Annotated in this window: 20 protein-coding genes and 1 pseudogene; 5 read left to right on the top strand and 16 right to left on the bottom strand. The window is 64.1% G+C overall.

The window, feature by feature from the left end:
* Nucleotides 1-10 precede the first annotated feature (10 nt).
* Nucleotides 11-1,468, top strand: coding sequence for an AdeC/AdeK/OprM family multidrug efflux complex outer membrane factor (adeC, locus tag V9K97_RS25970; RefSeq protein ID WP_337321641.1), 1,458 nt, complete (start codon nucleotides 11-13; stop codon nucleotides 1,466-1,468).
* A 29-nt stretch (nucleotides 1,469-1,497) separates the two neighbouring features.
* Here adeC and pdxR read toward each other — a convergent pair whose 3' ends face one another.
* Nucleotides 1,498-2,979, bottom strand: a complete 1,482-nt coding sequence (gene pdxR / locus V9K97_RS25965) for a MocR-like pyridoxine biosynthesis transcription factor PdxR (protein ID WP_443304251.1) — start codon at nucleotides 2,977-2,979, stop codon at nucleotides 1,498-1,500.
* 84 nt (nucleotides 2,980-3,063) lie between these two features.
* Here pdxR and V9K97_RS25960 point away from each other — a divergent pair, with 84 nt between their 5' ends.
* Complete coding sequence (locus V9K97_RS25960; RefSeq protein WP_337321637.1) at nucleotides 3,064-3,696, top strand: FMN-binding negative transcriptional regulator; 633 nt, start codon at nucleotides 3,064-3,066, stop codon at nucleotides 3,694-3,696.
* Nucleotides 3,697-3,774: 78 nt separating this feature from the next.
* On the opposite strand, the gene V9K97_RS25955 is transcribed toward V9K97_RS25960, so the two are convergent.
* From V9K97_RS25955 to V9K97_RS25940, 4 genes are all read right to left on the bottom strand, one after another.
* Entirely contained in the window at nucleotides 3,775-4,278 is a 504-nt protein-coding gene (locus tag V9K97_RS25955) for a nuclear transport factor 2 family protein (RefSeq protein ID WP_258506266.1), read from the bottom strand.
* Between the two features lie 169 nt (nucleotides 4,279-4,447).
* Nucleotides 4,448-5,185: a molybdopterin-dependent oxidoreductase gene (locus tag V9K97_RS25950; RefSeq protein WP_337321635.1), complete on the bottom strand. Its 738-nt coding sequence runs from the start codon at nucleotides 5,183-5,185 to the stop codon at nucleotides 4,448-4,450.
* Nucleotides 5,182-5,796: a cytochrome b/b6 domain-containing protein gene (locus V9K97_RS25945; RefSeq protein ID WP_337313191.1), complete on the bottom strand. Its 615-nt coding sequence runs from the start codon at nucleotides 5,794-5,796 to the stop codon at nucleotides 5,182-5,184. The genes V9K97_RS25950 and V9K97_RS25945 overlap by 4 nt, the downstream gene beginning before the upstream one ends.
* A gap of 2 nt (nucleotides 5,797-5,798) precedes the next feature.
* Nucleotides 5,799-6,431: a DUF5666 domain-containing protein gene (locus tag V9K97_RS25940; RefSeq protein ID WP_337313190.1), complete on the bottom strand. Its 633-nt coding sequence runs from the start codon at nucleotides 6,429-6,431 to the stop codon at nucleotides 5,799-5,801.
* Between the two features lie 126 nt (nucleotides 6,432-6,557).
* On the opposite strand from V9K97_RS25940, the gene V9K97_RS25935 reads away from it, so the two are divergent.
* Both V9K97_RS25935 and V9K97_RS25930 read left to right on the top strand, forming a co-directional pair.
* Nucleotides 6,558-7,229 carry a heavy metal response regulator transcription factor gene (locus V9K97_RS25935; RefSeq protein ID WP_337321633.1) on the top strand — a complete coding sequence of 224 codons (672 nt, stop codon included), beginning with the start codon at nucleotides 6,558-6,560 and terminating at the stop codon, nucleotides 7,227-7,229.
* Complete coding sequence (locus V9K97_RS25930; protein WP_337321631.1) at nucleotides 7,226-8,629, top strand: heavy metal sensor histidine kinase; 1,404 nt, start codon at nucleotides 7,226-7,228, stop codon at nucleotides 8,627-8,629. Before V9K97_RS25935 ends, V9K97_RS25930 begins: the two co-directional genes overlap by 4 nt.
* Here the strand turns inward: V9K97_RS25930 and V9K97_RS25925 are convergent.
* The 4 genes from V9K97_RS25925 to V9K97_RS25910 all read right to left on the bottom strand — a co-directional run bounded on the left by V9K97_RS25925 (nucleotide 8,570) and on the right by V9K97_RS25910 (nucleotide 11,986).
* Nucleotides 8,570-10,213 carry a sodium:solute symporter family transporter gene (locus tag V9K97_RS25925; protein ID WP_337321629.1) on the bottom strand — a complete coding sequence of 548 codons (1,644 nt, stop codon included), beginning with the start codon at nucleotides 10,211-10,213 and terminating at the stop codon, nucleotides 8,570-8,572. The two genes, V9K97_RS25930 and V9K97_RS25925, sit on opposite strands and share 60 nt — an antisense overlap.
* Before the next feature lies 1 nt (nucleotide 10,214).
* On the bottom strand, nucleotides 10,215-10,457 hold the full coding sequence (locus tag V9K97_RS25920) for a DUF485 domain-containing protein (protein ID WP_337321627.1): 243 nt from the start codon (nucleotides 10,455-10,457) through the stop codon (nucleotides 10,215-10,217).
* Between the two features lie 155 nt (nucleotides 10,458-10,612).
* Nucleotides 10,613-11,002, bottom strand: a complete 390-nt coding sequence (locus V9K97_RS25915) for a tautomerase family protein (RefSeq protein WP_337321625.1) — start codon at nucleotides 11,000-11,002, stop codon at nucleotides 10,613-10,615.
* A 12-nt stretch (nucleotides 11,003-11,014) separates the two neighbouring features.
* A complete protein-coding gene (locus V9K97_RS25910) occupies nucleotides 11,015-11,986 on the bottom strand; it encodes an NAD(P)H-dependent flavin oxidoreductase (RefSeq protein WP_337321623.1) in 972 nt (323 codons plus the stop codon).
* Nucleotides 11,987-12,307: 321 nt separating this feature from the next.
* On the opposite strand from V9K97_RS25910, the gene V9K97_RS25905 reads away from it, so the two are divergent.
* On the top strand, nucleotides 12,308-13,234 hold the full coding sequence (locus tag V9K97_RS25905; protein WP_337313178.1) for a LysR family transcriptional regulator: 927 nt from the start codon (nucleotides 12,308-12,310) through the stop codon (nucleotides 13,232-13,234).
* A gap of 29 nt (nucleotides 13,235-13,263) precedes the next feature.
* On the opposite strand, the gene V9K97_RS25900 is transcribed toward V9K97_RS25905, so the two are convergent.
* The 7 genes and pseudogenes from V9K97_RS25900 to V9K97_RS25870 all read right to left on the bottom strand — a co-directional run.
* Complete coding sequence (locus V9K97_RS25900) at nucleotides 13,264-14,274, bottom strand: hypothetical protein (RefSeq protein ID WP_337321621.1); 1,011 nt, start codon at nucleotides 14,272-14,274, stop codon at nucleotides 13,264-13,266.
* 6 nt (nucleotides 14,275-14,280) lie between these two features.
* A complete protein-coding gene (locus V9K97_RS25895; protein ID WP_337321618.1) occupies nucleotides 14,281-14,766 on the bottom strand; it encodes a hypothetical protein in 486 nt (161 codons plus the stop codon).
* Nucleotides 14,763-16,013 (bottom strand): hypothetical protein, encoded by a 1,251-nt coding sequence (locus tag V9K97_RS25890; RefSeq protein ID WP_337313173.1) that lies wholly within the window; start codon nucleotides 16,011-16,013, stop codon nucleotides 14,763-14,765. The genes V9K97_RS25895 and V9K97_RS25890 overlap by 4 nt, the downstream gene beginning before the upstream one ends.
* Nucleotides 16,014-16,020: 7 nt before the next feature.
* Nucleotides 16,021-16,377 (bottom strand): DUF4150 domain-containing protein, encoded by a 357-nt coding sequence (locus tag V9K97_RS25885; RefSeq protein WP_258506288.1) that lies wholly within the window; start codon nucleotides 16,375-16,377, stop codon nucleotides 16,021-16,023.
* Entirely contained in the window at nucleotides 16,374-17,696 is a 1,323-nt protein-coding gene (locus V9K97_RS25880; protein WP_337321616.1) for a DUF2169 family type VI secretion system accessory protein, read from the bottom strand. Before V9K97_RS25880 ends, V9K97_RS25885 begins: the two co-directional genes overlap by 4 nt.
* A gap of 8 nt (nucleotides 17,697-17,704) precedes the next feature.
* The gene (locus tag V9K97_RS25875; protein WP_337313167.1) at nucleotides 17,705-19,918 is read right to left on the bottom strand and encodes a type VI secretion system Vgr family protein; all 2,214 of its coding nucleotides are present in this window, start codon (nucleotides 19,916-19,918) and stop codon (nucleotides 17,705-17,707) included.
* A 93-nt stretch (nucleotides 19,919-20,011) separates the two neighbouring features.
* A pseudogene (locus V9K97_RS25870) lies at nucleotides 20,012-20,161 on the bottom strand (type VI secretion system tube protein Hcp); the annotation flags it as partial.

The raw sequence follows: 20,161 nt of genomic DNA, 5'->3' as shown, positions 1-20,161 counted from the left end.
AATGTCCGCAATGAAACTCCTTCGCTTCACCCCGCTCGCACTGGCTGCCCTGATGGCCGGCTGCAGCCTGATGCCCGCCTACCAGCAGCCGGCGGCCCCGGTGCCCGGCAAGTTCGCCGGCGATGCGAGCGGCGAGCCGGCACCCACGCCCGTCGCCGACCTGGGCTGGCGAGACGTGTTCACCGATCGCTCGCTGCAGCGCGTGATCGAGATGAGCCTTGCCAACAACCGCGACTTGCGCGTGGCGGTGCTGAACATCGAGAAGGCCCGGGCCCAGTATCGGGTGCAGGACGCGGCGCTTTTTCCGACCGTCAACGCCAGCGCGGGCGGCAGCGGCAGCCGCACCCCGGCCGACCTGTCGTCCACCGGCGCAGCGCTCACGGCTCACCAATACAGCGCGTCGCTCGGATTCAGCTCCTACGAGATCGACCTGTTCGGCCGCGTGCGAAGCCTGAGCGCGCAGGCGCTGCAGCAGTTTCTTTCTACGGCCGAGGCGCGGCGCAGCACGCAGATCGCGCTCGTGGCCGAGGTGGCGACCAGCTATCTCACGCTGGCCGCCGACCTGGACCGGCTGAAGCTTGCGCACGACACGCTCCAGAGCCAAAGCGATTCGTACCGCCTCAACCAGCGCAGCTTCGAGCTGGGCGCGGCGTCGGCGCTCACGCTGAGCCAGGCGCAGACCAGCGTCGACGCCGCGCGCGTGGATGTCGAGCGCTACACCGCGCAGGTGGCGCAAGACCGCAATGCGCTGACGCTGCTCGTGGGCGCCGAGGTGCCGGAAGACCTGCTCCCGAAAGCCCTGCCCGACACGACGGAAGCAGCGGCCAGCCCGCTGGCCGCCATACCGCCCGGGCTGCCCTCGGAACTGCTGCAGCGCCGCCCCGACATCCTGCAGGCCGAACGCGACCTCAAGGCCGCCAATGCCTACATCGGGGCGGCGCGTGCGGCCTTCTATCCGCGCATCAGCCTCACCGCATCGGCCGGCACATCGAGCGGCGAGCTCTCCGGCCTATTCAAGGGCGGCTCGGGTAGCTGGAGCTTTGCGCCGCAAGTCACGCTGCCGATCTTCGACGGCGGAGCCAACCGCGCCAACCTCAAGATCGCCACGGTGAGCCGCGACATCTCGGTGGCACAGTACGAGAAGGCCATCCAGACGGCATTCCGCGAGGTTTCGGATGCCCTGGCGCAACGCGGCACACTCGGGCGCCAGCTCGACGCGCAAGAGTCGCTGGTGAATGCCACATCGGACAGCTACCGGCTGTCGCAGGCGCGCTTTCAGCGCGGCGTGGACAGCTATCTGAGCGTGCTCGATTCGCAGCGCTCGCTCTACACCGCCCAGCAGAACCTGATCGGTACTCGCCTGTCGCGCCTGACCAACCTCGTGACGTTCTACAAGACGCTGGGGGGCGGCTGGAGCGAGACCTCGGACACTCCGGTGGCCGCCCAGCCTTCGGGCAAGACCTCCTGAGTGAAGGCGCTGCAATCAGCCGAGCGGCCTCACACCCGCTCGGCGATCACCTCAGCCAGAACACGCATCCCTTGATCGATCTCCTCGACCGACAGGCTGGCGTAACCCAGGATCAGTCCGGCCGGTCGCGGTTGCGCGCGCAGCGGCGGCCCCGCAAACAACGGCGACACCGCGTAGACCCCCACGCCCTTGGCGCGCACTGCCGCCACCAGTGAGGGCTCGTCCTGCGGCCGCAGGAACGGCAGCCAGAGCACCACATGCAACCCGGCCGCGGCGCCGATGACCGTGGCGCTGGAAAGCAGGTGGCGTGCCATGGCATCGAGCAGTGCCGCCCGGCGGCGCTCGTGCGCACGGCGCGTGCGCCGCACGTGGCGCTCGTAGGCACCGCTGTCGATCAGCGACGCCAGCACACGCTGCTCCAGCACGGGCGCGTGGCGGTCGGCCAGCCGCTTGGCCTGCCTGAACACCGGCACCAGTTCGGGCGGCAGCACCAGGTAGCCCAGCCGGAGCTGCGGCGACAGCGCCTTGGAGAAGGTTCCTATGTAGATCGCGCGGCCATCGGTGTCTATGGACTGCAGCGCGTCGATCGGACGCTGGCCGTAGCGAAACTCCCCGTCGTAGTCGTCCTCGATCACCCAGGCGCGGTGCGTTCGTGCCCAACGGAGCAGCTCCAGGCGCCGGCCGATGGGCAGCACGCCGCCCAGCGGAAACTGGTGCGAGGGCGTCACGTAGGCCAGGCGGGTGCGGTCGTCGGTCGGCAGCATGGCGGTGTTCAGGCCCTGGGCGTCCACCGGTATTGCCAAGGCCTCGGCGCCCGTGGCCTCGAAGCACCGGCGCGCCATCAGGTAGCCGGGCTCCTCGAACACGAAAGCGTCGCCGGCATTCAGCAGCAAGCGCGCACAAAGGTCGATGGCCTGCTGTGAGCCATGCACTACAAGAATCTGCTCTGCATCGCAGGCCAGGCCCCGCGCGCGCCGGAGGTAGCCCTGCAGCGAGCGTCTCAGCGATGCCTCGCCTTCGGGCGCAGCGTAGGAGAGCCTGCGTTGGTGGCGCAGCAGTTCGGCCTGGTAGGCACGCCGCCAGGCGAGCGCCGGAAAATCGCGCGTCGCCACCGCGCCATAGAGAAAATCGATGCGGCAAGGTTCTGCAGGCGCAAGCCCGGGCATGTCGGCTGCCGACACGCGACGGCCAAAGTCCGAAAGGGTCGGCGCACTCGTGCTTTGCCGTTTCGGCTGCGCGTCGGGCGATGCGGGCGCAGCCAGCGGACTTGCAACGCGGGCGACGCGACCGACAGACGTGGCAAGGAAGCCCTCGGCTGCGAGCTGCTCGTAGGCGGCGGTGACCGTGGTGCGCGACACCCCCAGGTCGGCCGCCAAGGCACGCGTGGACGGCACCTGTGCGCCGGCGGAGAGCGTGCCGTCGGCGATCTGCGAACGCAGGAGATCGTAGATGTGGCGGCCGGCTCTTCTTGCACGGGCACCTGGGCTTGGCGGCATATGAAACTGGTCCATGCAAAAGGAGCGGAACTGGACCTTCTCATTGTGCCGGTTTCACGCGACAGTTCTGCCTGCCCACACCACTTCCACCCTGCCCCGATGTACATCCCCCCGCACTTTGCCGAATCAAGACCAGAGGAACTCCAGCGCATCATCCGCGAGCATCCGCTGGGCGCGTTGGTCACGCATGGGAGCACCGGCCTGGATGCCGATCACCTCCCCTTCGAGTTCGATCCCGAGGCCGGAACCTATGGCTTGCTGTCGGCGCATGTCGCTCGCGCCAACCCGCTGTGGCAGCGCTGCCCCACGGGAACTCCCGTGATGGTCGTCTTCGGCGGCGCCCAGGCCTACATCTCACCCAGCTGGTACCCGTCCAAGCACGAGGCGCACCGCCAGGTGCCGACCTGGAACTACGAAGTGGTGCACGCGCACGGCGTACTCACCGTGCATGACGACGAGCGCTTCGCGCGCCGCATCATCGCGCGCCTGACGCGGCGCCACGAGGCGGACGAACCCAGTCCCTGGAAGATGGGCGACTCCGCACCCGGATACATCGACAGCATGGTGCGCAGCATCGTGGGCATCGAGATTGCCATCACCTCGCTGGTGGGCAAGTCCAAGCTCAGCCAGAACAAGGAAGCGCGCGACCGGCTCGGCGCCGCAGACACGCTCGAGGCGCGCGGGCACGAGGAATTGGGGGCATTGATGCGAAGGGCTGGCGGAACCAACTGAGGAGGCCTGCCGATCAAGGCCCTGAGAAGGTGTGCGCAGAGAAAGCGCCTGCGCACATCGGTCCGTCGGCTTTCGCGATCAGGGCTTCACAGGCTTCACGGCACCGTCCCAGTGTTCGACGATCTTGCCGTTTTCAAGGCGGAACATGTCGAACCAGGTGGTCGTGTATTTGCGCGTTGCGTCCTGCGGCTCGGGGTACTCGCGCACGAAGCTCAGGATCACGAGGTCGCGCTCGGCGACGATCGAGACCAGCGGCGCCTTGATGCGGGCTTCTACCGGCAGAGGCGTCGGGGTCCGTCGCGAGACGAATCCCACCATGGCCGCACGGCCGGTGGGCACGTTGGGGTTGTGTTGGATGTAGGACTCGGCAACGTACTTGTCCGCCTGCGCCACCTGGCCCGCCTCGAAGACCTCGCGCCAGAAGTCATAGACCAGCCGCTTATTGGCCCGCAGCATCGGATCGGCGCTCGCAAGAAGCGCCTCCTGGTCGGCGGCCGGCTGAACCGGGACCTGTGCTGCCGCGGCGAGCGGCAAGATAGCGGCAAGCGCAAAGAGAAGACCTGCGAACAGAGGATTTTTCATGGTTCGAGACGGTTGTTGAGGGCGCTGGACTGCAGCCGTTATAGACGATCAGCACTGGCTTTGTGTTCAAAAACGCCAATGAAGAGATTCTGAAAACCTCTCGAAAGATCTCCGGGCACCGCGTAACTTGTACCGGCGGAGCAGCATCGCCGGTCACCAGCTGCCGATGTCAGATTCCGCTGAACCAGTTGTATCCCTGATCTTCCCAATAACCCCCCGGATTCGTGTTGGTCACGAAGATCGCAGCGACGTGCTTCGCGCTCTTGAATCCGAGCTTGGTCGGAACACTCAGCCGCAGGGGAAAACCGTTGGCCGTCGGCAGCGCTTCGTCCCCGAAGTCAAGGGCAAGCAACGTTTGCGGGTGCAGCGCGCTGGCCATGTCGAGGCTCGAGTGATAGCGGTCGGTGCATTTGAAGCCGACGAAGCGCGCCGTCGTGTCCGCGCCGATGCGCTGCAGGAATGTCTTGAGCGGCACGCCGCCCCAGTCGCCGATGGCGCTCCAGCCCTCGATGCAAATATGGCGCGTGATCTGCCGCGCTTGCGGCAAGCTACGCAGGCGCTCTACGGTCCAAGCCGTCTTGTCAGTGACAAGTCCGGAGACTTCAAGCCGCCAGTTCGACAAGTCGACCTGGGGCGCATCGAACTCTGGGTAGAACGCGTTGAACGGGAACGGCATCGTGACCTGGTTCGGCGCATAGGTCGGCGCGAGGCGGCTGCCGCTGAAGAGTCGGGCCTGCACGCGGTCGTTCCAGCGCGACAGCGCCCACAGGGCCTTGTCGACCTGGTCGTTGTCCTGCAGGTTGCAGCCGGACAGCATCGAGAGCGCGCCAATCGACAGCGACGAGCGCAAGAAAAGCCGCCGCTCGAGGTTCGCGATCTGCTTCTTGTGGTCAGAGAGTTTGATCATGGTGCGGTACTGTGAGAGGCCCGCGCACGTCCGATAACCATCGGCAGCAGCGTGCGCGGAACGAGAAGGACGAGCAGCAGATGGATCGCGATGAAGCCGACGATGCCAGCCATTGCCGCGAAATGCACCTTGCGCGCGAAATCAAAGCCACCAAAAAGGCCGGCCAGCCATGCCAGCTGAACAGGCTTCCAGATTGCCACCCCCGATGCGACGACGAGCACGCCAAGCAGCAGCACGATGACATAGGCGAAGCGCTGCACCGCGTTGTAGCGGCCGGCTTCGTGCGGGAGCCGTAACGCCAGCGCACGTCCTGTGTCGCGCAGCAACTCGCTGGCGCGAATCGGGAAAAACTCCCGACGAAAATGACCGCTGGCAATGCCGTAGAGCAAGTACAGCAGGCCGTTCGCGACGAGCAGCCACATGGCCGCAAGGTGCCACGCAATGGCGCCACCGAGCCAACCCCCAAGCGTCATCCAGGCCGGGAATTGGAAGGGCAGGATCGGCGACGCGTTGTAGATCGTCCAACCGCTCATCAGCATGCAGGTCATGGCGAACGCATTGACCCAATGGGCGGCGCGCACCGCCAGCGGATGAATCATCTTGCTCTTCATCGTCACATCGGCGGCGTCACGCCGTCCTTGCCCGCGGAGATGAAGCTTGCAGACAGGCTTGAATCAGCTTCCTTCTTCGCAAACAACACGACCTTGGTACCCACCGTGAGCAATGAGCGATCGCCAGGTTCGAGGTTGACGATCGGCACGTCGTCCGGCACGACGATCTTCTTCTCGCCGCCCTTGTACTTGAGAGTCAGGGTCCGGCCGTTGGCCGCGACGAGGTCCCCGACCGTGCCGTTGGTCATGGTGCTCTTGGGTGCTAGATCCCAGGCACGGTGACCATCACCGGTGCCCGCCATCGCGGGCGGGAACACATGCACTTCAAGCGCTTTCAAAGAACCGTCGGGCAGCGGAGTCGCCGCCGTTCCGATGTAGCTGCCGGGTTTGATGTCGGTCAACTTGGCGAGCGTGACCGCGCGAACCTGAGTGCTGCTGTTGATCTTGACCGTCAGGTCTTCGCCGCGGTTGGTACGGACTTTGATCGAATCGTCGCTGACGGCGGTGATCGCGCCGCGCACACCAACCGGGGGCGGGGTCTGCGCGAGCGCGGAGTAGCTGGCGCCAAGCAGGCCGGCCGTCATCAATGCCGGGAGGGCGAAGGTCCGAAAAAGTTTTCCGAGTCTGGTGTTCATGGATGGCCGTAGTAAGTGAAGACAAGCCACTCTAGGGATCGCCCGAGCTCAGGGGCATGGCATTTGGATGACAAAAAAGTCATGAATCGGCGCCGCGCTGCGAGAGAGAATGGTGGACACACTCCAATGAGCATCCTTGTCATCGAAGACGACCCGAAGACGGGCGACTACCTCAAAAAGGGCCTGAAGGAAAGCGGCTACGCCGTCGACCTTGCGCGCACCGGAACGGATGGGCTGCACATGGCGCTTGAACACGCCTATGACCTCGTCGTACTTGACGTGATGCTGCCCGGCATCGACGGCTGGCAGATCATGCAGGTCTTGCGCGACAAGCGGGACCTGCCTGTGCTCTTTCTCACCGCGCGCGACCGCCTGGACGACCGCATCCGCGGCCTTGAACTCGGCGCCGACGACTATCTCGTCAAGCCCTTCTCGTTCACCGAACTGGTGCTGCGCATTCGCACGCTGCTGCGTCGGGGCATCGTGCGCGAAGCCGAGTTCTACGAGTTCGCCGACCTGAAGGTTGACGTCCTGCGCCGCAAGGTCACGCGCGAAGGCAAGGAGATCGCGCTGACGAACAAGGAGTTCCTTCTGCTGCAACTGCTGATCAAGCGGCAGAGCGAGGCGCTCTCGCGCACGCTGATCGCGTCAGAAGTGTGGGACATGAACTTCGACAGCGACACCAATGTCGTGGACGTCGCAATCAAGCGCCTTCGCGCGAAGATCGATCAGCCGTTCGAGAAAAAGCTGATCCACACGGTGCGCAGCATCGGCTATTCGTTCGGCGACGCGCCATGAGGTGGCTGCCGCGATCGCTGGCGGTGCGAGCCACGTTGCTGCTTGCTCTGATCGCTTGCACGGTCACCGGCATGCTCGGCGCCTACTTTTTTTATTCCGCGAGGTCGGCGATCACCGAGCAAATGGACACGCGGCTGATCGGACGCGTCGAGCACTTCCGCCGCCTGGTAGGCAACGTGCAGACGATCTCCGACCTGCACGAGCGACCTTCTCTGTTCACGGCCATGCTCGGTGCCGAGAGCGATGTGCTGCTGCTGCGTCGCCCCGGCGAAGCGCCTTTCATCGACGTCAACCCCCGCCGTTTTCCCGTGCCCGGCTCGCTCGTCGCAGTCTCGGCCGACCGCGATCTGGCGATCGGGAACGTACTGAACATGCCGATGGCGGATGGCGTGCCGATGCATTGGGTTGCGGCGCTCGCGCGTTCAGGCCGCAATGGCGATATGGTGGAGGTGGTGGCCGGCCACCCGCTGACCACCGAGGTGAAGATGATTCGCGCCAATCGAGATCGCGTAATCCTCAGCGCCATCATCGCGATGCTCGCTTCGACCATTCTTGCGTATCTGGTGCTGCGGCACGGCCTGAGGCCGCTGCGCCGGGTTGCCGGGAAGGCGGCGTTGATCAACCCGATCAATCTCGCCATACGCCTGCCAGAGCATGACGCGCCGCTCGAAGTGCAGCATATGGTGGTCGCGTTCAACGCCATGCTTGACCGCATTGCCATCGGCTATGAGCGCCTTTCACAATTCTCTGCCGATCTCGCGCACGAAATCCGCACTCCCGTCGGCGCGCTGATCGGACAGACGCAAGTCGCGCTGCAACGGGCTCGCAGCGCCGATGAGTACCAGCAGCTTCTTGAATCGAACCTCGAAGAGCTGAACCGGTTACGCCAGATTGCGGAGAACATCCTGTTCCTCGCGCAAGCCGACCATGCATCGCTGACGATCGAGCGAACTCCGATTGCGCTGCATGCCGAACTTGAGAAGATCGCCGAGTACTTCGAGGGCCCGGCCGATGAGAACGGGCTTCGCTTCGAAGTGCAAGCCAGCGGTATGGCCTTCGTCAATGCAGCGCTGTGCCGGCGCGCGATCAACAATCTCGTCGTGAATGCAGTGCGCCACGGCACACCGGGGACGATCGTGCGGCTGATCGGTGTGCACGACGGCGGCACGGCGACGATAGCTGTCGAGAACGAAGGCGTGCCGGTCCCGCCCGAACAGCTCGGACGTCTGTTCGACCGCTTCTACCGAGGCGACGCAGCACGCAGGCACACCGAATCCAACGGCCTCGGGCTCGCGATCGTCAAGGCGATCATGGCATTGCACGGCGGCGAAGTGTCCGCCTCATGCCCTATGCCCGGCTTGATGCGGTTCGAGTTGCGCTTTCCCGCGATGACCGGGTGAGCGCCGCAGGTCCTCCCCTTGGGTCGGCTCCGCCGGTGCCCAGTAACGGCTGACCATCACGCAGGCCAAAAAGGCAAGAGGAACAGTCACCAAGGCCGGCGGATCTATCGGGAACACGGGGCTTGCGTGCCCAAGCACCTTGACCCAGATCGCCGGGCCAAGCACTGTAAGCAGCAGCGAAGACAGCAGCCCCACGCTTCCCCCTACCACCGCACCGGTGGCTGTCAGGCGATTCCAGTAGATCGCAAGAACCAGCACCGGAAATGTCGACGAGCAGGCGATCGAGAACGCCAGGCTGATCATGTAGGCGACGTTCTGCCCCTTGAATGCAATGCCGAGCGCAATCGCAAAGACACCGAGCGCAATCGTGGCCAAACGAACGATCCGGATTTCATCGCGGGCATCGGCCGTCTTGTGCCGAAACAGTGCGCCATAGATGTCGTGGCTGATTGCCGAAGCGCCAGACAGGGTCAGGCCGGCAACAACCGCCAGGATGGTGGCAAACGCGACGGCGGAAACCAGCCCGAACATGATTTCGCCGCCAAGGATATGAGACAGATGCAGTGCAGCCGTATTGCTGCCGCCGATCAGCAAGCCTTTCGCGTCCATGTATTCCGGATGCATGCGAAGCAAGGCAAGTGCGCCGAAGCCGATGATGAAAATCATGGCGTAGAAGCAGTTCATGAAGATGGTTGCCCAGAGAACCGACGTGCGTGCAGCCTTGGCATCGGGCACGGTAAAAAAGCGCATGAGCACATGCGGCAGGCCCGCGGTACCAAGCATCAGTGCAATACCGAGTGAAAGCCCCGACAGCGGATCCTTGGCAAAAGCTGTCGGCGAGAGGATGGCGTCCTTTCCTGGGTGCACCTCGACCGCCTTGCGAAGCAACGCGCCCATGCTGAAGCCAAACTGCTGCCACACCAGGAACGTGATTGCCGCTCCAACGCCCAGCATCAGCACGGCCTTGATGATCTGGACCCATGTCGTGGCCATCATTCCACCAAAGACGACGTACAGCACCATCAACACACCGACCAGCACGATGGCGAGGGTGTAATCAATGCCGAAGAGCAATTGAATCAACTGCCCGGCGCCAACCATCTGGGCGATGAGGTAGAACGCCACAATGATCAGCGAGGCGCAAGCGGAAAACACCCGTATGGCGCTGCCGCTGAGCCTTGAACAAACGACATCGGTGAAGGTGAATTTTCCCAACTGGCGCAGCTTTCCCGCCATCAGGAACACAACGATCGGCAAACCCGTCGTGTAGCCGATGGCATAGATCAGGCCGTCGAACCCGCTCGAGAAGACCAGCGCGGTCAAGCCGAGAAAGGCGCCGGCAGACAAGGCATCGCCGGTGATCGCCAGTCCGTTCTGAAACCCGGAGATGCGTCCTCCCGCCGCGTAGAAGTCGCTGGTCGATGAGGTGCGTCGCGCGGCCCACCATGTGATGGCAAGCGTGACCGAAATCACTGCGAGAAAAAGCAACACAGAGGTTGCGGAGGGAGAGCCGATGCTCCCGCCCGCGGCGAACGCGTGGGTCACCGAAGCCGAAGCTGCTAGCGCAGCAATCAATTTCTTCATGTCAGCCATCCATCCGGTTGGTTCGAACAACGTAGATGACGGTCAGCACGATCCCGCACAGGATCACAAGAAGACCGAAGGCGAATGCGAAGGGAATGTCGAGCACGGGCACCGTGAACGCCATTCCTCTCGCGTTGAAGCAGCACACCAGCACAAACGCAAAGTAGACAAGAACCTGCACGGCGGTGAGCGCCAGGCCAAAGCCCAGCGATTCGCCGCCTCCATCGTTGAGGTCGCGACGCATGAAAATCTCCGTCAAGTTGATTCGATCCGGGCGCAACCATATCGATGCGCCCGAGGTGGAAGAAACGATTAATTTCGATGAGACCGATCCGTTGCCCAGATGCCAGATGAAGGTGCATTGCCTGCACCAAGGCGGACGGCCTCGAGTGCCCCGAGCTAGAGCGCCCCCGTCAGGAACTGGGCCTCGCCAAGGCCGAAGGACCAGTCCGCGTCCTTGTTCTCGACGAGGCTGACCACCACGTCTTCCGCACGCAGGCCGCAGTCCCTCTGCAGGTTGGCAACAAGGAGCCGGTAGAAGTCTCTTTTCTGCATGTCGGGCCGGGGCCGGGTGACAACGGTCAGCAGCACCACGTTGTTCGAGCGCGGAAGATTCAGCCCCGTGTCGTGGATCACGAGTTCATTCGGTCGATGCTGCGTGACACATTGATAGCGGTCGGAAAGCGGCACCTCGAACGCTTGCACCATTGCCGCGTGGGCACTGTCGAGGAGCGCCAGCAACTGCTCGTCGTCCCGGCCTTGAATGAGATCGAACTTCAAGAGTGGCATTTGCAACGCCTCTCAGATGCGGCGTTGCGCGTTGTGGATGATGTCGCGCGCTTGCCGCGCGGTCCGGTGCACGACATCTGCCGCCGACGGGACGTCGCCTATCAGGCCGATGGCCTGCCCCACGGTGACATTCGCGCAGTCGTAGTCGCCGGACTCATGCGCCGATTCGACGGCGCGCAGCTCCGACTCGCGCAGAGGTCGAAGCGCCTCTTCGTTCCCATGCCAGCGATGAATGAAGTCGTTGTGCATGAGGCGGCCGGTGTATTCCTTCGGCCAGGCTTTTCCGCGCACGATGTCATACACCGAGGTGCGAATCGTCTGCGATCCGCGCGCCTGCGTCACGCGGGCCTTGGCATTGGCGTGGATAAGGGCCTCCTGGGTTGCCCAGAAGCGGGTTCCCATCAACACTCCATCGGCACCCAGCATCAATACAGCCGCCAGGCCGCGACCGTCCGCGATACCTCCGGCGGCGAGCAAGATTGTTTCCGGCCCTTTCGCTGCAAGGTAGTCGGCGACCTCGGGGACGAAGGTCATCGTGGTTTGCCGGTCGAAGCCGTGACCCCCCGCCTCTGTTCCCTGCGCCACGACGACAGCCGCACCGACGTCGAGCGCGCGCTGCACGTGCTCGAGCGTCTGCACCTGGCAGATCAGTGGAATCTTCGCCGCATGCACCTTTGCGGCGAAGGGCTCGGGATCGGAGAACGAAAGCATCAGGCATCGCGGCCGGCGCGCCAGCGCCTTGTCGAGCAGCGACACATCCCGCGCCATCGACCAGGTGATGAAGCCGCAGCCGATGGATGCGTCGCCCGCCAGGTCGAACTCACGCTCCAGGACTTCGTGGCTTCCGTATCCGCCGCCCAGGAGGCCGAGTGCGCCGGCATTCGACACCGCCGCAGCGAGCACGCCGCCAGAGGCAGGGTCCATGGGCGCAAGAGCGATCGGATATTGCAGGCCGAACTTTTCGGTGAAGCGGTTGGTGAGCATGGGACTCCTCGACATGGGGTGGTGGAAGGCCCGGATGCTAGGAAGCCGATCGAATCCTGGGAAACGATTTATTTTGATGCCGCCAATCTGTTGAACAGATTGCTACCAGGCTCTTCCGGGCAATGTCTCCAGCCTCGCGATGCCGTATGCACTCAGGGCTAACCATGGGCTCGGCGCCACCAAAACTGCCTACGATGCCCCTCTGTGGGGCGCATTTGCACCAACCTGTTCGACGCGCCTCGTTTTTTGCAGGTACGCATCTTGCGGAAGCTGCTTGCTGATTGAAGTCATCAGCCGTTTCGATCTGATTTGGAGATGCATATGGAAGTTGGAGATCTCACAACCTTTGCCGCAGTGGCTCGCTGCGCGGGCATCACCAAGGCCGCAAAGGAACTTCACACGGTCCAGTCCAACGTCACCAGCCGCATCAAGGCGCTCGAGGACGAGGTTGGCCTGCCGCTGTTCGAACGCCACAGCCGCGGCGTTGCCCTCACCAGCGCTGGCATGCGCCTGTTGCCTTACGCCTCTCGCGCGGTGGCACTGCTGCAGGAAGCGGCCGCCAACGCGCGCGACGACGGCCAGGCCAAGGGGCCGCTGGTGATCGGCTCCATGGAGACGACCATTGCGGTGCGTCTGCCGGAAGTGCTGGGCCAGTTCAACGCCCGCCACCCGGCCGTTGAGCTGGTCGTGCGCACCGGGCCCACGGCCGAGCTGATCCAGAGCGTCATCGACAACGAGGTAGACGGCGCATTTGTCGCGGGACCGATCGATCACCCCCGGCTGAAGGCCGAGAAGATCTTCGATGAAGAGCTGGTGCTGGTCACGTCGCGGCGATGGCCCCATCTTGCGGCCCTGCGCAATGAGGCAGCGCCGCTGACCGCACTCATGTTCCGAACGGGCTGCTCATACCGTCAGCGCCTCGAGCAGTTGCTCGTTCAGCTCGGACGCCCCTCCTATCGGCGACTTGAATTCGGAACGCTCGAAGGCATTCTGGGCTGCGTTGGCGCCGATGTCGGCGTCACCCTGCTGCCCCGGTATGTGGTCGCCAGGTCGTTCGCACACGAGCGGCTGGTCGTGCACGAAATCGATGCCTCGATCTCCCGGGCGCCTACGCTGCTCGTCACGCGCCGGGACGCCTTCGAGTCCACCGCGATGCGGATGTTTCGGGAATGCCTGGCGCGTCCCGCGCTGCGCCAGCTTGGCGACTTTCCGGTGAGCGACATGTTCGAGCCAGCGGCTGCCCCGTGAGCCAACTGGGCGAGTCCGCTCGCCCCCTCCTATTGACCCGAGACTCGGGATTCGAATTCATTGCGTCGCAGATAGCCGGGTGCCAGCAGCGCAATGCATTCCACACAGTTCTGCACCGTGTCGTAGTTCACTCGCACGTCCATCTGCGGAAGAGACCATTTCGCGAAGCCCCAGACGACCATGGAGTCGTCCCACCCAAGAGGCGGTGCGGGCATCTTCTGCCGCAGCATTGGCGGCGTGTCGTCGAAGTCGAGGCCGAAAGGCAAGGTGCCTTCCCACTTCTGCGAAGGACCGAGCCGGCCCCTGGTCAGGTTCGCGCCGGCAAAGGACGGCGTGCCGTCATCGGCAGGCCTGGCGGGATCGAAGTACAACTCGAATCCGAAAGCCCGCCGGCGGTCGAGGTGTCCGTCCTCGCTCTGCGCCTTCCAGTTCTCCACATCGAAGGACTCGAACGCCTGGCGGAATTCGGGGGCATCCATCGACTTGCCGAAAAGGCCGACGAGCACTTCGTGATTCGGATACTTTGCCGGCCGCACCAATTCGCTCTCTGGGTAGAACAATCCGAAGGACAGGTCGAAAACGCCCGGCTGCTCGGGCCGGGTGATGTCGCCCGGCTGGTAGGTCACGCTCATGTAGCGCTCACCGAACCACCAGCAATCGCGCAGGTAGCCGTGCAACTTGTCTTGGTGCTGGGTCATGCGCTCGCGAACCTGCTGGCGCGTATCACCCCAGGAAATGCCGTAGGGCATTTCGCCGGCGTATGGCAAATACTTGCCTTCCACGCCCGCGGTGACCGTCACGGTGCGCAACTGCAGCGTGCTGTTGCCCCATTGGCGTGGGGGCCTGTTTTCCACATAGGCAAGGTCCTGAAACGACAGGCAGAGACCATGTTTGCTCAAGCGAAAGAGAACCTCGTAAGGGCTCTTGAAGGGAGACGGTTTCTCCGGCCTCCGGCGCACGCCGAGTTGCTCCAGCGCCGTGACCAGCTGCGCATTCGTCGAGTCCGCGCCCAGCAACGAAAGAAAGCTGAACAGGCTCACCGCGCGTCAATCCTGCTTCATCCAGTACGAAACCACTCGAATCTTGCCTGGGCTCTTCCACTGGATCGTCAATCTGAAATCGGGCAGCTCCCAAAAATGGATGTCGAGGCGACCCACCCGGGTTGGGGCACCCAGCTTGGCCACTGCATCGGCCACTGTGTCGGAAAACCGCAGGTCCTTCCACAGAGGGCCTTTGTAGCTCTCGTACTCGTCCTCGTGGCCCCAGAAACCGCATTGCGTCAGCAAGAACGGGCCTTCGCCCACGTCGTGATACTCCTGCTCGAACACCAAGCCTGCATCTTTGTACGTGAAGCCTATGCCCAGAGTCGGCGCGCTGACGTTGTAGATCTCCAGGCCACTATCGAGCTTGACGGCATCGGGCCATACGATGCCGAAAGGCGCCACGACCTTGCTCCCTGGCTCGCTGTCGAATGGCTTGGCGATCGCAGAGACAAAGTCCTGGGCCTCCGGATATCGATGCGGCGCTTTCATAAGATTCCTTTCCATGGATTCGTGCTTCGCTTGCCTTCGAGGGCGTCGTCGATCAAGTTGTTCAGAAATTTCTTGTACTGATCGTTCGAGATCTTGTCGATGACCTCCGAGGCCTCTTCCAGGGCCTTTGCGCAGTCCTTGTGATTGTCACTTTTTTCGATGGCGTCCCTGTGATTCCTGGTGTCGCGACGCGCCGCCCCAGCGAGGTCTTTCGAGTCTTTGTAGTTCTCGTGGTTTCCGGTGGTGGGACTTGCCCTGTGGATCTCCTTGGGCACCGCGACGGTCTGTGCGTGGGTGTATATCTTTCCGCCTTCACGCTGCCCGTTCTTTCCCACCTTTCCGAACAGCGAGTCACGCTGTGCCGGCGTCAGATCGATGCCGTCCTCGCGCAGCATCTTTTCGGCCATGTCCTTGAGCGAGGCCACATTGGGAATGTGATCCCGCTCCATCTCATTGCCCAGGAAGTCGCCGGCCTGCTTGCCGTAAGTCGCCCGCCCGCCGCATTTCGGCTTCTTTCCCTTCTTGACCTGCGAGTCATTCTTTTTCGAACCACCGCCGCCGCCCGCCTCGGCCTTTTGCGCGGCCTCCTTCTCGAGCTTCTCCTTGGCCAGCCTTTCTGCCGCTTCTTTCTCCAGTTGCTCCTTCAGCAGCTTTTCGGCCAGCTCCTTCTCGGCTTTCTCCAACGCCATCTTGCCGCCCTTGTAGGCCAGCTTGCCAGCCTTCGTGGCGGCCCCGCCGCCAGGAATCAGGTTGGCGGCCGCGGAGGCACCCGAGATCGCGGCGTTGACCATGTCGCCTTCGGCCGCATAGATGCCCGCATTGATGCCATCCGAAAAAATGCCGACGACCGGGATGGCGCCGCCCACGTCGAGCACCGTGTGCACCACCGAACTGCCCCAACTGCCCCACCAGCCCTCTTCCTTCGGCGTTTCGGGCTTCACCTCGGGGTTGGCCTGTGTCGCCTTGCCGGCGGTCGAAGGCGTTTCGCCGACCACGGAGCCGAGCGTGTTACCGTTCGCATTGGTGCCGGGCTTGCGGGGTTTGAGTTCGGGCAGTTCCAGCGTCGGTTGAGCCTGGCGAAGCTCCTCGTACTGTTCGTGCGACATGTGCCACGTCTTTTCCGCCGGCCCAAGGTCGGAGGGAAAGTACAGCATCGACACCGAATCGGCGTTGTTGTAGCCCACCAGGCGGCCGCCACCGCCAACCGGCCTGCTGAAAGCGGGATCGATGTCGATGGTGACCGTCATCGGCGCCCTACTTCCCGTTCATCCAGAACAGATCGTCATGGCGCACGAGCAGCTTGCCTTCGGCGCGCACGGTTCCGCTGTGGTCCTTCGGGTAGCACTTGCCCTGCACGGTGCCGCTCTTCACGCCCTTGGCCGCGCCGGCGGCGTCGCCGATGGTCGTGGGCACGATGCTCATGTCGTACACCACCACCGGATGACCGTTGGCGCGCACGCTCCTGGCCACCGATGTGGTGGTCTCCAGCTGCGCGGTAACCGGATAGGGCACAGGCGGAATCGAGCTGCCCATCGGCGTCTTGCAGACGTCCGGCGCAAGGCTCACCACGCGCCAGCTGCCATCCTTGCGGGCCGTGACGTTGGCGCTCATTGGTTCAGCGCCATGTTTCGCGAACGCACCAATGGCGCCTGCGGATCGGTCTCGAAACGGGCCTCGACCACGCGCACCGGCGCGTCCGACGGAATCCATATGCGATGCACCAGCGACAGCGCCATGGCTTGCGTATCGATGAGAAGCGTGTCCGTGACCATCGGCAACGGCAGCAACGCGCCGTTGTCCAGTCTTGCCAGCACGAGCGCGCGGTGCCCCGGCAGGGTGACCGACAAATGACCCTCCGGGGTTGCCGCGGGGTCGCTGAGGTTCCAGAGTTCGATGCACGCGTCGGGCGGAAGGTAAGGGATCTGCTGGTCGACGGGCGCGGCATTCCAGTAGCCGAAGTCGAAATCCTTCGGCAACCACGGGTGACGCTGCTCGAGCCACGCGTCGTCATACGTTCCGGCCAGCGCGAGCCGCGGCGCCCAGGCCCTGCCGACCACCCCCAGGCCGGCGGGCGTCTCGCCATAGCTCCTGGCCGTCTCGGCCATGGTCCGGGCGTCCTGGTCGGCGCTCGAATGCCTGGCGATGACCGGCTGCCGCATGCGCACGCCGGCCGCTTCGATCTGCGGGGCCGCGATGCGCTCGACCTCGGGCTGCCCTGCGCTGCGCGCCTCTTCGAGTTCGCGCTGCTCGATCCAGCCGCGCCCGAGCGGATTGGAGAAGCAGACTTCGTCGAGCAGCGGTGGCTCGTGCTCCGGTGCACCGGCCCGGCGCAGCAGGCTCCGGCCTCCCAAGGCGTATTCCCAACGCATGGGCAGGCTGGCAATGGCTTCCGGCGGCGTACGCTCCCAGTTGCGCTTGTCGCGCCGGTACAGAACGGCCGGGCCGCTGATGCGGAGCCGCTTGTCGAGCACGGCCCGAGGCGCGGCAAGCGCCTGCGCACTCTGCGTCTCGCTGTCCCATTCTTGCTGCTGCCTTGGCGTCAATCGCGCGCCCGGATGAAGGGGCCGCGGCGGCTGCGGCAACTGCAGCCACTGTGGCCGCGCCGTCACTTTCACACGCACTTCCCAGTCGGATGCAGGCACGCCGCAAGGCGCATGAGCGATGGCGTTCACGATCACGTCGCAGCGCGGCTTGTAGGGTGCAAGATCGCTCTCCTCGCGCGGGCTCGACGCGCCCTCTTCACCCCAGTATTCGTCGGCAAGCGTCAACGGCACGGGTCGGTCGTCATTGACTTCGGCTTGCCACTGGCCGCGCCGCCCGCGCACGAGCCTGTAGCCGACCTTCATGGCGACGACCCGGTATTCGCGGTCGCTTGGCGTTGCGGCGCGAAAGCACATCGCATCGAAAGGCGTGAGGTTGCGAAACTCCACCGCGGCGCTCAGTTGAAGTCGATGTCGTTGCCGCTGATCTGCACGGGACCGCTGGCCGTGAAATCGAACGACGACCCGCTGATGGTGACCGCACCATCCGACGTCATGACCAGCGAGCTCTTGCCGCACACCAGTTGGATACGGTCACCGGCCTGCAGGGTCAGCGTGTTGCCCACGTCCACACGCTTGGACTGCCCCACCTGCTCGGTCTGCATCAGCGCAACGCTGGTGTTCATGGCTGCGCCCACGGTAATCTGGTAGCCGAGGCCGATGGTCAGCGCCTTGGCCAATCCGATGGTCTCGGCCTTGGCCAGCGCAATGGTTTCCATCTTCGCGCCGCCGATGGTCACCGTCCGGTGCTCACCGATGTGAATGGTCTCGTTCAGGCCCACCTTCTCGGTCCGGTTCATGCCGATGCCGATGGTTTCGTTGAGATCGACGGTCTCGGTGCGGTTCTTGTGGATGGTGATGGTCTCGTCGCCGTCGACCGTCTCGGTGCGGTTGTTGTGCACCGTGATGGTTTCGTCATGATCCACCGTCTCCGTGCGGTCGTGCTTCACATGCACGGTCTCGTCATGGTCGATGGTCTTGCTGCGGTCGTTCCCCACCCAGTGCGTCTCGTCGTGCTCGACCTCGATGTCCTGGTTGCGTTCGGCGTGCAGCCACACCTGCTCCTGCCCCTTCTTGTCCTCGAAGCGCAACGCGTTGGCATTGGCATCGGTCGCGCCTTCGGAGCTGCGTGTGAGCAGCCCGCTCTGCGTGGCGTTGTCGGGCAGGCTCCACGGCGGCATGTTGTCGGCGTTGTAGACGCGACCGGTGACGATCGGACGGTCCGGGTCGCCGTTCTCGAAGTCGACGATCACCTCCTGGCCGATGCGCGGGATCTGGATGCCGCCGAAGTTGGTTCCGGCCCAGGGCGAGGACACGCGCACCCAGCACGAGCTGTTCTCGTCCTTGGTGCAGTAGCGGTTCCAGTGAAAGCTCAGCTTCACGCGGCCGTATTCGTCGGTCCAGATCTCCCGGCCCGCGGGCCCGGTGACGATCGCCGTCTGTGGGCCGGTGGTACGCGGCCTCGGCACCGGCGGTGCCGGCGCCCGGAACACCTTGTTCGCCGGAATGACCTCGAAATCGACACGGCACTCGAACTCCTGCTGCGCACTGGCATCGCCCACGTCTTGCAGCCGGAGATGGGCTTCCGTCACCAGGTACTGCCGGTTCGATTCGTTGTGCGGATGGCGCTCCAACGTGAGCAGGCAGCCCGGCACCACCGCGCGCAGGTTGCCCGAGCCGCTCGCGCGTTCGCCGCGGCTGCCGGTTTCTTCCATGCGCGTGCGCACCAGCTGTTCGCCTTCGGACTCCACCACGTAGTCGCCCGGCCAGCCATAGCGCTCCCAGGTGTTCTGCGCCGTCTTGCGCGGCATGGCGCTGACCTGCTGCAGTTCGGCCTTCGGGCGCTTGAAGTCGAAGTCGCTGGTCACCCAGCGGCCGCTTTGCAGCTCTTCGCACGCATTGAAGCGGTCGCAGTGCTCTTCGCGCACGGTGGCCTCCGCCGCGTGGAACGGAACGGTCTGGTAGCCCGCATGAGCAAAGGGCTGGTGCGAGGCCATGTCATCGACGATCACCAGCTTGTGGCTCTTCTCTTCGTGCTCGAAGTAGAAGTACAGGCCCCACTCGTGCAGCAGCCGCGCGACGAAGTCGTAGTCGCTTTCGCCGTACTGCACCTGGAACTCCCGCGGTGGATAGCTGCGCGTGGCCCGCACGTCGAAGGGCAGCCCGTATTTGCCGAGCACCTCCCTCGCGATGTCCAGCACGTTCTGGTTCTGGAAGATGCGGTAGTCGCTGGTGCGCGTGGCCAGGGTGAGCCAAGGCTCGATCACCGCCTCGTACAGTGCGCGCCGGTTCTCCAGCCGCAAAAAGCGCACGCGCGTCACAAGGCCCGAGATATGGCGGCGCTGCGGGCCCGAGCCCGGGCGCCCGTCGAGCACGATGTGCGCAGTGAGCGCCTCGCCCACCAGTTGCTTGATGGCCACATTGGCGGCCTGGCGCTCGTTGTAGCCGGACTGCTCGGGAGTGGCCAGGGTCAGGGTATAGCCGAACAGGCTGCTCAGCCCTTCACTGCCGTCGATGGCTATCGGCTCCAATGCCGGTTCGCCGCCCAACGTGGGCATGGCCGACGATGAAACGCTGAGAACACGCGCAAGCTGCGCGGAGCCTGTTGGCATGGATTCCCCCTGAGTTGACCGGCGGAAAGAAGCACGCTGCGCAACGCCCGGGACCTCAGAAACGAGGCCCCCAGACGTCGGTCGGCAAGAGGCTCAAGCCTCCCGGTTTTCCTTGATGTTCCAGGCCAGAACGGTTTCGGCGCCCTTGCCGCCCTTGTCGGTCTGTTCCCAGTACTGCTGCTTCACCTTGGCGGCCTGGAAGGCGAACTGCACCAGCACCGCATCGCTGCCCTGCTCGGCCGT

Origin of the sequence: Variovorax sp. CCNWLW186 (assembly GCF_037203865.1) — a bacterium.
Classification (GTDB): domain Bacteria; phylum Pseudomonadota; class Gammaproteobacteria; order Burkholderiales; family Burkholderiaceae_C; genus Variovorax.
The sequence above is the reverse complement of the archived record's forward strand: the minus strand, read 5'-3'. Positions and strand labels throughout refer to the sequence as shown.

What these genes read in the sequence shown, in the direction of transcription:
- V9K97_RS25920 (WP_337321627.1), bottom strand. Translation starts at nt 10,457, where the DNA reads ATGCGTCGCGACCTCAACGATGGAGGCGGCGAATCGCTGGGCTTTGGC.
- pdxR (WP_443304251.1), bottom strand. Translation starts at nt 2,979, where the DNA reads ATGGACCAGTTTCATATGCCGCCAAGCCCAGGTGCCCGTGCAAGAAGA.
- V9K97_RS25905 (WP_337313178.1), top strand. Translation starts at nt 12,308, where the DNA reads ATGGAAGTTGGAGATCTCACAACCTTTGCCGCAGTGGCTCGCTGCGCG.
- V9K97_RS25890 (WP_337313173.1), bottom strand. Translation starts at nt 16,013, where the DNA reads ATGACGGTCACCATCGACATCGATCCCGCTTTCAGCAGGCCGGTTGGC.
- adeC (WP_337321641.1), top strand. Translation starts at nt 11, where the DNA reads ATGAAACTCCTTCGCTTCACCCCGCTCGCACTGGCTGCCCTGATGGCC.
- V9K97_RS25885 (WP_258506288.1), bottom strand. Translation starts at nt 16,377, where the DNA reads ATGAGCGCCAACGTCACGGCCCGCAAGGATGGCAGCTGGCGCGTGGTG.
- V9K97_RS25955 (WP_258506266.1), bottom strand. Translation starts at nt 4,278, where the DNA reads ATGAAAAATCCTCTGTTCGCAGGTCTTCTCTTTGCGCTTGCCGCTATC.
- V9K97_RS25925 (WP_337321629.1), bottom strand. Translation starts at nt 10,213, where the DNA reads ATGAAGAAATTGATTGCTGCGCTAGCAGCTTCGGCTTCGGTGACCCAC.
- V9K97_RS25940 (WP_337313190.1), bottom strand. Translation starts at nt 6,431, where the DNA reads ATGAACACCAGACTCGGAAAACTTTTTCGGACCTTCGCCCTCCCGGCA.
- V9K97_RS25930 (WP_337321631.1), top strand. Translation starts at nt 7,226, where the DNA reads ATGAGGTGGCTGCCGCGATCGCTGGCGGTGCGAGCCACGTTGCTGCTT.
- V9K97_RS25945 (WP_337313191.1), bottom strand. Translation starts at nt 5,796, where the DNA reads ATGAAGAGCAAGATGATTCATCCGCTGGCGGTGCGCGCCGCCCATTGG.
- V9K97_RS25910 (WP_337321623.1), bottom strand. Translation starts at nt 11,986, where the DNA reads ATGCTCACCAACCGCTTCACCGAAAAGTTCGGCCTGCAATATCCGATC.
- V9K97_RS25875 (WP_337313167.1), bottom strand. Translation starts at nt 19,918, where the DNA reads ATGCCAACAGGCTCCGCGCAGCTTGCGCGTGTTCTCAGCGTTTCATCG.
- V9K97_RS25895 (WP_337321618.1), bottom strand. Translation starts at nt 14,766, where the DNA reads ATGAAAGCGCCGCATCGATATCCGGAGGCCCAGGACTTTGTCTCTGCG.
- V9K97_RS25960 (WP_337321637.1), top strand. Translation starts at nt 3,064, where the DNA reads ATGTACATCCCCCCGCACTTTGCCGAATCAAGACCAGAGGAACTCCAG.
- V9K97_RS25950 (WP_337321635.1), bottom strand. Translation starts at nt 5,185, where the DNA reads ATGATCAAACTCTCTGACCACAAGAAGCAGATCGCGAACCTCGAGCGG.
- V9K97_RS25935 (WP_337321633.1), top strand. Translation starts at nt 6,558, where the DNA reads ATGAGCATCCTTGTCATCGAAGACGACCCGAAGACGGGCGACTACCTC.
- V9K97_RS25915 (WP_337321625.1), bottom strand. Translation starts at nt 11,002, where the DNA reads ATGCCACTCTTGAAGTTCGATCTCATTCAAGGCCGGGACGACGAGCAG.